13 protein-coding genes are annotated in these 12,424 nt (G+C 45.0%); 8 read left to right on the forward strand and 5 right to left on the reverse strand.

Features of this window, described 5'->3' with window-relative positions; all coding sequences use genetic code 11:
• Positions 1–124: 124 nt before the first annotated feature.
• Positions 125–835, reverse strand: a complete 711-nt coding sequence (locus tag G475_RS0112095) for a metallophosphoesterase family protein (RefSeq protein WP_026701532.1) — start codon at positions 833–835, stop codon at positions 125–127.
• 129 nt (positions 836–964) lie between these two features.
• Between G475_RS0112095 and G475_RS24880 the strand changes: the two genes are divergently transcribed.
• Both G475_RS24880 and G475_RS0112105 read left to right on the forward strand, forming a co-directional pair.
• The gene (locus G475_RS24880; RefSeq protein ID WP_035711061.1) at positions 965–1,354 is read left to right on the forward strand and encodes a VOC family protein; all 390 of its coding nucleotides are present in this window, start codon (positions 965–967) and stop codon (positions 1,352–1,354) included.
• 75 nt (positions 1,355–1,429) lie between these two features.
• Positions 1,430–2,314: a diacylglycerol kinase gene (locus tag G475_RS0112105; RefSeq protein ID WP_026701533.1), complete on the forward strand. Its 885-nt coding sequence runs from the start codon at positions 1,430–1,432 to the stop codon at positions 2,312–2,314.
• Between the two features lie 55 nt (positions 2,315–2,369).
• Here G475_RS0112105 and G475_RS0112110 read toward each other — a convergent pair whose 3' ends face one another.
• The 4 genes from G475_RS0112110 to adh form a co-directional block, all read right to left on the reverse strand.
• The gene (locus G475_RS0112110; RefSeq protein WP_035711066.1) at positions 2,370–2,954 is read right to left on the reverse strand and encodes a GNAT family N-acetyltransferase; all 585 of its coding nucleotides are present in this window, start codon (positions 2,952–2,954) and stop codon (positions 2,370–2,372) included.
• Between the two features lie 46 nt (positions 2,955–3,000).
• A complete protein-coding gene (locus G475_RS0112115; protein ID WP_026701535.1) occupies positions 3,001–3,507 on the reverse strand; it encodes a hypothetical protein in 507 nt (168 codons plus the stop codon).
• Positions 3,508–3,871: 364 nt separating this feature from the next.
• Positions 3,872–4,237: a DUF779 domain-containing protein gene (locus G475_RS0112120; RefSeq protein ID WP_035711070.1), complete on the reverse strand. Its 366-nt coding sequence runs from the start codon at positions 4,235–4,237 to the stop codon at positions 3,872–3,874.
• Between the two features lie 26 nt (positions 4,238–4,263).
• On the reverse strand, positions 4,264–5,784 hold the full coding sequence (gene adh / locus G475_RS0112125; protein ID WP_026701537.1) for an aldehyde dehydrogenase: 1,521 nt from the start codon (positions 5,782–5,784) through the stop codon (positions 4,264–4,266).
• Between the two features lie 273 nt (positions 5,785–6,057).
• Between adh and G475_RS24885 the strand changes: the two genes are divergently transcribed.
• From G475_RS24885 to G475_RS26340, 6 genes are all read left to right on the forward strand, one after another.
• Complete coding sequence (locus G475_RS24885) at positions 6,058–6,768, forward strand: FadR/GntR family transcriptional regulator (RefSeq protein ID WP_035711075.1); 711 nt, start codon at positions 6,058–6,060, stop codon at positions 6,766–6,768.
• Between the two features lie 87 nt (positions 6,769–6,855).
• Positions 6,856–8,187: a glucarate dehydratase gene (gene gudD, locus G475_RS0112135; RefSeq protein ID WP_026701538.1), complete on the forward strand. Its 1,332-nt coding sequence runs from the start codon at positions 6,856–6,858 to the stop codon at positions 8,185–8,187.
• Positions 8,188–8,249: 62 nt separating this feature from the next.
• Positions 8,250–9,203: a hydroxyacid dehydrogenase gene (locus tag G475_RS0112140; RefSeq protein WP_026701539.1), complete on the forward strand. Its 954-nt coding sequence runs from the start codon at positions 8,250–8,252 to the stop codon at positions 9,201–9,203.
• A 176-nt stretch (positions 9,204–9,379) separates the two neighbouring features.
• Positions 9,380–10,315, forward strand: coding sequence for a 5-dehydro-4-deoxyglucarate dehydratase (gene kdgD, locus G475_RS0112145; protein ID WP_026701540.1), 936 nt, complete (start codon positions 9,380–9,382; stop codon positions 10,313–10,315).
• Between the two features lies 1 nt (position 10,316).
• Positions 10,317–11,771, forward strand: a complete 1,455-nt coding sequence (gucD, locus tag G475_RS0112150) for an alpha-ketoglutaric semialdehyde dehydrogenase GucD (protein ID WP_026701541.1) — start codon at positions 10,317–10,319, stop codon at positions 11,769–11,771.
• A 109-nt stretch (positions 11,772–11,880) separates the two neighbouring features.
• Positions 11,881–12,414 carry a tripartite tricarboxylate transporter TctB family protein gene (locus G475_RS26340; RefSeq protein ID WP_051302453.1) on the forward strand — a complete coding sequence of 178 codons (534 nt, stop codon included), beginning with the start codon at positions 11,881–11,883 and terminating at the stop codon, positions 12,412–12,414.
• The last annotated feature ends 10 nt before the right edge of the window (positions 12,415–12,424 follow it).

Consider the following 12,424-nt stretch of genomic DNA (forward strand, 5'->3'; position numbering starts at 1 on the left):
GCTTTCCTGCAGAATTCTATCTGTAGAAAAGCAGCTTTTCTTTCGCTGGGGAGGCGGCTCTGAACCCATATCCGGGAAGAAAAGGGGGAAGCACTAATCTCCAAAAGACGAGCAGAATTCTTATTCACTTGTCTACCGGCATGGAGACGACATGGTACTCTTCGTTTTCGAAAATGAGGGCGTTTAGCTGCATGTCAAAGCCGGCTCCACCGTCAATGCCTATTTTATCAGACTGAAACCAAACTCCAGCATCCTGATGGAGTGTAGGGGTCGGTGTATGGCCAAAGATTACCGTTTTGTCCGCCGAATGCTGTTTTTCCAGAAAAGGAGAACGGATCCATACAAACGTACGAGCCGCGGCGTCCTTCCAATGTTCTTCATACGGATCTATACCGGCGTGAACCAAAATATGCTCCGGTGTCTCTTCATACAGCTGCAGGTTTTCTATGAAATCCAAATGTTCCGGGAAATCCTGCCGGATGGCATGTTCAATTTCATCAAATGGGCTTTCGACAAGCTCTGCGCCAATGTAGCTTTTTAACGTTTCCATTCCCCCATTTTGCATCCACAGCGAGATATCTGTGCTGTCTTCCTGTTGAAACGCATGAAGCATCATATCTTCATGATTTCCCATCAAAAAGGTAATATTATCTCCCGCCAGTTCCTTTAACTGCAGGAGGTAACGGATGACCTGAAACGACTGCGGCCCGCGGTCAATATAGTCCCCAAGCAAAAACAGGCGGTCCTGTTCCGGATCATACTCCAGTTTTGTCAATAGCGACGTAAAGGTTTTAAATTGACCATGTATATCTGAAATAAAAATATCACGTGTCAGAAGGACCCCTCCCTTTCTATGTTCCTTAGTAAGTTATTCCCATTTTGACCTGAATAAAAACTAAAAGAGGATACAGCTGCCTCCTTGTAGAATGTAAAACGGGGACAATAACAAGAAAGAGGGAGACAAATGAATAAGCTGGGCCGCATGATTATACTGGTAAACGATTATGACGAAGCATCCGCCTTTTATGAACAGGCTTTTGGTTTTAAAAAACTGGTGGATAGGGAGGAATCCGGGCAGCGGTTTTTGCATTTAGGCCTCCCGGGACAAGATGATACCGGTCTCTGGTTTTTAAAAGCGGACACTCCGGAGCAGAAAGAAAAAATAGGGAACCAGACCACCCCGCATCCGGCCCTGGTTCTGTATACCGACAATTTTACACAGGCACTGAGGCAGGCAGAACAGGCGGGAGCGGAAGCCATGGGGGAAATCATGGATACCCCGGAACACCAGGCGGTCCATGTCAAAGATTTATATGGAAATATTATTATCCTAGTTCAGCTTTCGCAGGAATAAAACAGAAGACTCGCCAGGACTTTTGGAATCGTGTAGGATAGGGAGAGACAAGAATTTACTAATAGGAGAACCGTCATGAAACGAGCACGAGTAATATACAACCCGACGTCTGGAAAAGAGCAAACGAAAAAACATCTTCCCTATATATTGGACCGTCTGGAAAACGAGGGATACGAAGCTTCCGCTCATATGACCAAACGCGAGGGTGGAGCGAGAGATGAAGCGAGACGGGCAGGGGAGAGTGGATTTGATGTCGTTGTGGCAGCGGGAGGCGACGGCACCATTTTTGAAGTTATCAATGGATTGGCAGAGTTGAAGAGGCGTCCCAAATTAGGAATCATCCCGGCTGGTACAACAAATGATTTGGCCCGCGCCCTTGGCCTTCATCGAAATGATATTGAGTCGGTATGTGATGTGATTTGCTCTAACCACAGCCAGCCGATCGACATCGGCAAAGTGAACGACCAATATTTCATTAATATTGCTGCCGGGGGAAAGCTGACAGAGCTTACGTATGACACCCCAAGCAAGCTCAAGACGATGCTCGGGCAGTTTGCCTATTATGTTAAAGGATTTGAAAAGCTCCGTTTCTTAAAACCAAAATACGCCCGGATCGAATACGATGGGAAACTGTTTGAAGGAGAAATCATGATGTTTCTTATTTCCAATACGAATTCCGTCGGCGGATTTGAAAAGCTGGTTCCAAACGCCCAATTTAACGACGGCATGTTTGATATGATTGTGATTAAAAAAACAAACATCCCTGAACTGATCCGTATTGGCAGCCAGGCCTTGAATGGAGAACACCTGCATCATGATAAAATTATGTACATGCAGGCAAACCGGATAAAAATTGATGTGGAAGAGGACATGGAGCTGAATTTGGATGGGGAATACGGGGGAGTTCTCCCGGCAGAATTTGTGAATCTTCATCATCATCTTCACATGTTCTGTCCGTAAATAGGGCAACAATCAGAAAAAAACGGCCGAAGTAAGTATCCAGGCCGTTTTGTATTTAGTTAGGAGAATCTGTCTTTTCCCACTCGGACCTTAATAAAGCGTAGAGGGTCACATCCCGGCGACTTCCTTTCACCTGCAGGCGTCCTCGCATCACACCTTCCCGGGACATGCCGAGTTTCTCCATTACCCGGATCGACTTCGCATTATCTGCATAACAACGTGCTTCTATCCGAAATAAATTCATATGCTGAAAGCCGAAAGCCGCAAGTTTTTGGGCAGCTTCCGGGATCAACCCCTGTCCCCAGTAAGAAGGGGTAAGAACATAACCGAGTTCGGCTGTTGCGTTTTCTCTCTCCCACCATACAAAATCAATCGTGCCAATGACGCGGCCGGTCGACTTATATTCAATCGCGAAGGGAGCCAGCTCTCCTTTTTTGTATTTTTCAAAAGCAATATTAAAAAATTGCTGGGTATCCTGTATGGATTGGTGGGTGTCCCAAAGCATGTACTGGCTCACTTCCGGGTTGGAAGCATAGTTATATACGTCATGGAGGTCGTCTTGAAGCAATTTTCGCAAACGAAGCCGATCGGTTTCCAGTTCAGGAAAGGGATCAAATAGATTCAAGGGTTTTGTCTTCATAGCTACGCCTTTCTGGGTCCAGACTATAGAATGAGTGCCAAGAAATCTAGTTAGTTTTCTCATAGGTCCCCGAGCTGCTGTCAAAAGAGTCTTCCCAATCAAAGGAATCGTTTGTTTCATTTTCATAGGTGTCCTCAAACGTTTCTCCAAACTGATCCCATTTTTCTTCAAAGGAAGAGGGATCATGATGTAAGGATGATTCTGCTTCAGCGCCTGTATCCGAAGCAGGAGCGGAAAAGCGGGTGTCTCCAAACGCCCCAAACTTAGTAAAATCAAGGAATTCTAAATCTGGGAACGGAGACTCCGATTCAAAAGAACGCCACTCTTCATCAAAATCTTCCAGTTTTTCTTCTTCTGTCCGGTTGTCTTCAGCCGCTTTTTCGGCTTCCTGCTGAGCTTCACTCCAGGTCTCTTCCCATTCTTCCTCCGATGTTGTTTCTGTCTCAGGCGGAGTGTCTTTCTCTTTATTCCAGAACAAATCATTAGGAAATGAAAAAGAAGAAAAAGGAGAGAGAAGGCCGGCTCCTAATATAAGCACGGCGAATGACTTCAAGCTGCATCGTCCTCCTGTTCTTACATTGTTAAAAAAGCGCCGTCACGGCGCTTTTTTCTTCGCGGATAAGAAAATATACGAGGAAAGGTTTTGCGTTGTTCTTATCCCTATGCAGGCAAGGGATTAATACCCTCTGCGAATATTAAAGAAAGACCAAATCCCTGTTCCAATAGATACTAGAATAGTGAAGATAATAAACCAATGCGGCATGAGGGAAGCTCCTTTCTCCTAAGTAATCGGTGAACTTACACTTACTATCAAGAATAGTATGATTCCGAAAAAAAATCAATGAGCAATAAGCGAACGCTTGGTATTTATTGTGGAGTAAAAAACGGATAGGTATACAGCCCATCCGTTTTTTTCGTTATGCTTCGTTTTTCAGGGCTTCTCGTTCTTTTTCGGTATACATGCGGGAACGGGTAAGAAATCGTTTGCCTTCTGGTCCTTCGAGGGAAAACATGCCGCCGCGGCCATCCACCACGTCGATGATCAGCTGGGTATGCTTCCAGTACTCATACTGGTCTTTTGACATATAAAACGGCATGCCTCCGATATCCCCCAGGTATACGTCACTTTCTCCGACACGGAATTCGCCTTCAGGAAAGCACATCGGCGAACTGCCGTCGCAGCAGCCCCCGGATTGATGAAACATCAGCGGGCCGTGTTTTTCTCTCAGCTTTTCAATGAATTCCAGGGCTGATTCTGTTGCTGTCACTTTCTCTACCTTCATGAGATCCACCCTTTCTGTATCATGACTTAAAAGAAACCGAGGGCGCTGTCTCCATAGCTGACGAGCAGGTTTTTCGTCTGCTGGTAATGATCAAGCATCATTTTATGGTTTTCACGGCCGATGCCGGATTTTTTGTAGCCGCCGAATGCCGCGTGTGCCGGGTAGTCATGGTAGCAGTTCGTCCAGACGCGGCCGGCCTGAATTTCACGCCCAAAGCGGTAGGCTGTGTTAATGTCGCGGGTCCAGACCCCGGCTCCTAAACCATACAATGTATCATTGGCAATCTCCAGCGCTTCTTCGTTTGTTTTAAACGTCGTTACCGCCAAAACGGGACCGAAAATTTCCTCCTGGAAAATACGCATCTTATTGTTCCCTTTGAAAATCGTCGGTTGTACATAATAGCCGCCGGCCATTTCTCCATCCAGTTTATTAACTTCCCCTCCGGTAAGAACTTCCGCACCTTCCTGTTTTCCGATATCGAGATAGGAAATGATTTTCTCCATCTGCTCCTGGGAAGCCTGGGCGCCCATCATCGTCTCCGTATCAAGCGGATGACCGGCCTTGATCGCTTCCACCCGTTTCAGCGCTTTTTCCATAAATTTATCATAGATGGATTCATGAATCAGAGCACGGGATGGACATGTGCAGACTTCCCCCTGGTTGAGGGCGAACATAACGAACCCTTCGATCGCTTTATCGAGGAATTTATCATCTTCCTTCATGACATCGGAAAAGAAAATGTTCGGAGATTTACCGCCAAGCTCGAGCGTCACTGGGATAATATTTTCGGACGCATACTGCATAATCAGCCGTCCGGTTGTTGTTTCTCCGGTGAACGCGATTTTGGCGATGCGGCTGTTGGACGCCAGCGGCTTTCCAGCTTCAACCCCAAAACCATTCACAATATTCAGCACACCTGCCGGAATTAGATCTTTAATCAGATTCAGCAGAACGTGGATGGAAGCCGGCGTCTGTTCCGCCGGTTTCAATACAATGCAGTTCCCGGCTGCCAGGGCGGGAGCTACTTTCCAGGTGGCCATCAAAATCGGAAAGTTCCACGGAATAATCTGGCCGACCACGCCGAGAGGTTCATGAAAATGATAGGCCACCGTATCGTCGTTAATTTGGCTGATCGTACCTTCCTGAGCCCGAATTACGCCGGCAAAATAACGGAAATGATCCACTGCCAGTGGAATGTCCGCGTTCAGGCATTCCCGGACGGCTTTCCCGTTATCCCATGTTTCCGCCACCGCCAGCATTTCGGCATTCTCTTCAATACGATCGGCAATTTTATTTAAAATATTTCCCCGCTCTGCCGGAGATGTCCTCGCCCACGCATCACGTGCTGCTTCCCCGGCATCCACTGCCGCCTCCACGTCGTCAGCCGTGCCGCGGGCGATCCGGCAGAACACTTCTCCGGTCACAGGGGAAGCGTTTTCGAAGTATTCTCCTTTTGCCGGAGCCTGGTACTCCCCGCCTATAAAATTGTCATAACGATCCTTGAATTGTACGAAACTTCCGGGTGAATTTGGTGCATCATACCGCATAATGATATCCCCTTTCGTATTTAGAGATAATGACCTGTCCATAACCTATTCATGACCGTTTTCGAATAGACGAGAAAAAATTCAGCTCCTTTCCAGCATCCAATTTTGCAATCGCTTTCAAACTATATTTTACCATTTATGCTTCTTGTTTTAAATAAATGAGATAGGAATAAAACATAAATTTTACATAAATTCTAATTTGACATTCTATTTAATTTGTCTTACAATTTAAAAAAACTCATAAAAACTTTACACCGTTATAGAGAGGTTGCGATGAAAGTGAAAAACGTGAACATTAAAACAATTGATCGAAAAACATTGTCAAAACAAGTGATTGATGAAATTGTTCACTTACTGATGAGTGGGGAATTAAAACCCGGGGACCGTCTTCCCTCTGAAGTGGAATTGATGGAAATGTTTGATGTGAGCCGTCCTGTCATGCGTGAAGCGTTGACATCATTAGAAGCAGTCGGGGTGGTGAATAGAAAAACAAGAAATGGAACATTTTTTTCTGATCAAATTAACAGCAAACCCTTTACGATGATCCTCGCTTTATCTGCAGGGAATATTCAATCCATTATTGAAACAAGAATTTCCCTCGAACTTGGGCTGGTCACATTGGCGGCTGAAAAAATATCAGATGATGAATTGGAGCTAATGGAAGAGAAACTACAGGAAATGAAGAATACGGAAAATTACCAGTCTATCGATAGAGAGTTTCATGAAATAATTGCCCGTAATGCAAGCAATCCCTTGCTTGAATCCATTTCTGAACCTTTATTGAATTTATTTGATGAAACATGGTCCCAGATTCCAATCAGTTACAGAAACTCAGATACCACCATTCGTCAGCATGAGGAGATTTTGAATGCGCTGAAGCAGAGGGATCCAGTGCAGGCATATACCAGCATGTATCAACATCTCAATTATGTTAGAGAGCGGCTCTATCAAAGCCAGACGGAATCAGAAACAAAGGAGGAATGATACGGTATTTCTTCAAATAGATTATAAAACTCAATAACGTAAGCGATTTCAAAAAGCAGATATTATTCGAAATAAGGTGGTGGAACAATGGCTGATAAAACGCCAGTAGTAAGCAAGATGGAGGTCATTCCAGTTGCAGGAACCGATAGCATGCTGCTTAATCTAAGCGGTGCACACGGTCCATTTTTCACAAGAAATATTGTTCTTTTAACGGACAGTTCGGGTCGTACGGGGGCCGGAGAAGTTCCTGGAGGAAAGCAGATTAGCGAAACATTGGAAGAAGCTGAAAGCTGGATCGTCGGAAAATCCATTGCCGAATATAACAATTTGGTTAATTTGGTATACCGTCAGTTTGTAGATAAAGATAATGCCGGGCGCGGGGAACAGACCTTTGATTTACGGATCGCAGTTCATGCGGTGACAGCATTGGAGGCTGCGTTGCTTGATTTAATGGGAAAATACCTGAATGTTCCGGCCGCGGCATTACTCGGAGACGGACAGCAGCGAAAAGAAGTGGAAGTACTTGGGTACCTATTTTATATAGGGGATCGGAATAAAACAGACCTCCCTTATAAAAGCGGAGAAGAAGAAACAGAGGACTGGTTTCGTCTCAGGCATGAAGAAGCGCTCACTCCAGATAAAATAGTACATTTGGCGGAAGCCGCCTATAAGCGTTATGGTTTTAAAGATTTCAAGTTAAAAGGCGGCGTATTAAGTGGAGAAGAAGAAATAGAGGCTGTCACCGCGTTGGCAGAAAGATTTCCGGAAGCAAGAATTACTCTTGATCCGAATGGAGGATGGACCTTGGAGGAAGCTGTACGTTTATGCCGTGACAAACATGACGTCCTGGCTTATGCAGAGGATCCATGTGGGGGAGAAAAAGGGTTTTCCGCCCGGGAAATAATGTCTGAGTTTCGGCAGGCAACAGGACTTCCGACCGCTACCAATATGATAGCAACGGACTGGCGTCAGATGAATCATGCCATGAAGCTTCAATCGGTAGATATCCCGCTGGCAGACCCTCATTTTTGGACGATGAGAGGGTCGGTAAGAGTTGCCCAGCTTTGCCATGAATGGGGATTAACCTGGGGGTCGCATTCCAATAACCACTTCGATATATCTCTGGCTATGTTTACCCATGTTGCAGCTGCGGCGCCGGGTAAAATTACAGCTATCGATACGCATTGGATTTGGCAAGATGGACAGAGGTTAACAAAGGAACCGTTTGACATTGAAGATGGGAAGATAAGTGTCCCTGATAAACCCGGGCTGGGGATCGACATAGACAGAGAAAAAATAGAAGAGGCTCATACCCTGTACAAGGACCAGAAGCTTGGAATCCGGGATGATTCAAAAGCTATGCAGTATTTAATTCCAGGCTGGACGTTTGATAGTAAAACGCCTTGTCTTGTGCGGTAGGCAGTTTTTACATCATTATTGATATATCAGATATCAATTATCAAAAAAGGAAGGGGAGTTAGATGGGATTTAGCGTAGCCATTCCACAACCAGTTGCAGAGAAAGGGATTCAACGGTTGAAAGAGGCGGGTGCTGAAGTAATTATTCCCGATGCCGTCTCAGAGGAGTTGTCTGTATCAACCATAAGAAATTGCGATGCAGTTCTTATTCGAACCATGGAGTTATCTTCGCAAATAATAGAACAAGCTCCCCGCTTGAAGATTATTGCAAGACACGGGGTCGGACTGGACAACATTGATGTCAATACCGCATTAAAAAAGGGGGTGTATGTTACGAATGTTCCCCGTGCCAATATCAATGCAGTGGCAGAACACGTGATGGGAATGATGATAGCCGGTGCCAGGCAGTTTATTCAAGCCGATCAGGGACTGCGGAAGGGCCATTTCAGCATACGAAATCAAATTCTTGGAATAGAGCTGAAGGGAAAAACCTTGGGAATTGTAGGATTTGGTAATATAGGACATTTAATTGCCGAAAAAGCGTATTATGGCCTTGGTATGAAGGTCAACGTTTATGATCCATATTTGGATGCCAGGAACATCCCGGCCTTTGTCCATAAAACGGAGGATCAACGCGAGATTTTTAAAAACGCTGATATTGTTACGCTCCACGTGCCATATCTTTCTTCTACTCATCATTTGGTGAATGAGAACGCATTTTCCATGATGAAGGACTCAGCGATATTACTGAATGCAGCCAGGGGAGAAATCGTGAAAGAGAAAGCGCTGATACAAGCCTTGAAAGAAAAAGAAATCCGTGGGGCCTGTCTGGACGTATTTGAAAAGGAACCTCCAGGTAAGGATCATCCATTGTGGGAATTAGATAATGTGTTTGTCACTCCGCACATGGCAGCGTTGACCGAAGAGGCGATGGAGAATATGGCCGTAACATGCGCAGATGCCATTATAAATGTCATGAATGGAGAAGAACCAGAGAATGTAGTAAAGAATGGGTAATAACTCCACCAATGAAATGAAAAAATCGGTCTCTTTAAATACATGGTAAAAACGATATAATTTTAAAAATCTTAACATTTTTAATTGACCTAATTTTTAATTTGTCTTACAATTAAAATTAATTACAATAAAACAAATTAATTGATGATACTACATGATAAATGGAGGAGGAAAAAATGAGTCAGGATGGGAGCAGATCTTTTCCAAAAGGAATATTGGGTTTTCCTGTAACTCCTTTTAAGGAAAGCGGGGAAGTCGATCAAAATGCGTTGGAACAAAATATTGATTTTTTAGTAAAAGAAGACGTATCAGCTCTGTTTATAGGTTGTGGGTCAGGAGAATTCCAGTCTTTAGGGGAAAAGGAATACCGGCAGTTAATAGAAGCAGCAGTGCATGGATCCAAAAATAAAGTTCCTGTTTATACAGGCGTTGGGGGAAATATCAAGGAAGCAGTAAAACAGGCAGAAGTCTCAGAGGAGCTTGGCGCGGACGGATATTTAATGCTGCCGCCCTATTTGATCCAGGGAGAACAGGAGGGTCTTTATCACTATTTTGAAACCGTTATCAGCAGTACGGAATTAAATGCTGTTGTTTATCAGAGAAATAATGCGGTATTGGATGTAGACACAGTAGAACGCTTAACAGCATTTCCGCAGCTTATCGGCATGAAAGATGGGCTGGGCAATATGGAGCTGAATGTCGAAATCACCCAGACGCTTGGCAGCAGGCTGGAATGGATGAACGGCATGCCGTTTGCGGAAGTCACGATGCCGGCCTACTACAAATTGGGATTCGAGACGTATTCTTCTGCTATTTCCAATTACATTCCTCATATTTCCCGGATATTTTTTGAGGCATTAAAGAAAGAACAGCACGACAAGGTTCAGCAGTTGTATCAAGACGTGATTCTGCCGATCAATCATATTCGCAAAAAACGAAAGGGATATGCCGTATCTTTAATCAAGGCGGGGATGGAAATCATGGGAATGCCGGTGGGCCAAGCGGTACGACCGCCTTTGGTACCGGTGGAAAAAGAACACTATACGGAATTGGAAAACGTATTGAAAACAGCAATGGAGAAATATCCACTTAAAAATAAACAGGAGGGTTAGCGTGGGAGTTACTGTACAAAAGCAGGAATACTTAAATTTAATCAAAGGAAAATGGATGCCGGCGGCTTCAGGGGATCAGCGGTCGAGCATCAATCCAGCGGCCCCGGAGGAAGTCGTCGGCTATTATCAATATTCCACAGAGGAGGATTTGAATAAGGCGGTGGAAGCGGCGCAGGAAGCTTCAACAGAATGGAGAAAAAAGGCAGCTCCGGAAAGAGGAAGTTACTTATATAAAGCAGCGAATATTCTGGAATCCAATGTCGAAGAAATAGCAGAGACCATGACGAGAGAGATGGGAAAAACATTTCCGGAAGCAAAAGGAGAAACCATGCGCGGTGCGGCTATTTTGAGATACTATGCTGGAGAAGGCATGCGCAAGACTGGTGATGTGATTCCGTCTACGGATCAAGAGGCGCTCATGTTTACAAAACGGGATCCGCTTGGGGTTGTAGGAGTCATCACCCCCTGGAATTTCCCTGTTGCCATTCCTGTATGGAAAATGGCCCCTGCCCTCGTGTATGGGAATACCGTGGTTTTCAAACCGGCACAGGAAGCGGCAGTAACGGCGGCAAAAATTGTAGAATGCCTGGCACAGGCAGGACTGCCTGAAGGTGTTATTAATTTTGTCACAGGCTCAGGATCGACAATAGGACAAGGCCTGGTGGATCATTCCAAAGTAAATGGCATTACCTTCACCGGATCGGAACAGGTTGGCCGGGACATTGGGCAGCGGGCGCTGGCAAGAGGAGCAAAATACCAGCTCGAAATGGGAGGTAAAAATCCAGTCATTGTGGCTGACGACGCAGATATTGATTTAGCCGTGGATGCTGTCATCAGCGGGGGACTGAAATCCACAGGACAAAAATGTACAGCCACCAGCCGGGTCATCGTGCAAAGAGGAGTTTATGAAGAATTCAGCCAAAAACTGCTCCAAAAAGTAAAAGGTATTAAAGTGGGGGACGGGCAGCACGAAAACAGCTGGATGGGACCGTGTGCGAGTGAAAATCAGTTTCATAGCGTATCCGGATATATTGAAAAAGGCAAAGAAGAAGGAGCAACACTTCTTACCGGAGGGGAAACGTTTCCGGAAGAAAAAGGGTACTATATTACCCCGGCGGTGTTTGACGATGTGACCAGGGACATGACGATTGCCAGGGAGGAAATCTTTGGACCGGTCCTGGCTTTAATGAAAGTCGACACCCTGGAGGAAGCATTTGAAACAGCCAACGACGTAGAGTATGGGTTGAGCGCTTCGCTGTTCACCACCAATATTCAAAAATCTCTAGCTTTTATCGATGAAATTGAAGCCGGTCTGGTAAGAGTGAATGCAGAAAGTGCCGGCGTTGAACTGCAGGCTCCGTTTGGCGGCATGAAACGGTCAAGCTCTCATTCAAGAGAACAAGGAGAAGCAGCGATTGAATTTTTTACATCTATCAAGACAGTACTAGTGAAATAAGAAATCGCTGTCCTGAAAGGAACACACCCCTATCAGGGCAGCGGAAATGAATTTTTACTTAAAAAAGTAAGCGCTTGCAAAAAAACGCGTGGAAAGGGGTTCTCGCTTTATGCCTGGGCTGTTAAAAATAAAAGATTTAATTGCTGCGGTCTTATTACTGATACTTTCCATTGCGATGTATCTCATGACCTTTAATTTTGAAAGATTGACCGTGTCCCAGATTGGGCCGGATTTTGCCCCCAGACTGACAGCGGGCGGAATTTTTGTTTTAAGTCTTGTTCTTCTTTTCCAGACTCTGCTGGACTGGAAAAGAGCGAAAAAAGAGAACAGCGGGAAGGTTACAGAGGGCCACGCCGAGCAGGAACAGGCCGAAGTCGTTGAAGAAGATACTCCAAAGGTTGAAAGATACCGGAATGTTGCCTTAACAACCGGACTTATTCTTCTTTACATTTATCTGATGCCTAAACTCGGTTTCCTTATAACCACAACGGTTTATCTATTTGTCCAGTTTTGTTTATTAGGACAGAAAAAAACCTGGAATTTTCTGCTGTTCACCTTTTTATCTGTGACCACAGCAGTTGTGGTGTATTACGTGTTTCGGTTTGGATTTGAATTAAGGCTTCCAGATGGAATCTTAGGATAAGGAGGTGTGG

Origin of the sequence: Salibacterium aidingense DSM 18341 (genome assembly GCF_000429685.1) — a bacterium.
In the GTDB taxonomy this organism is placed as follows: Bacteria; Bacillota; Bacilli; order Bacillales; family Marinococcaceae; genus Salibacterium; species Salibacterium aidingense.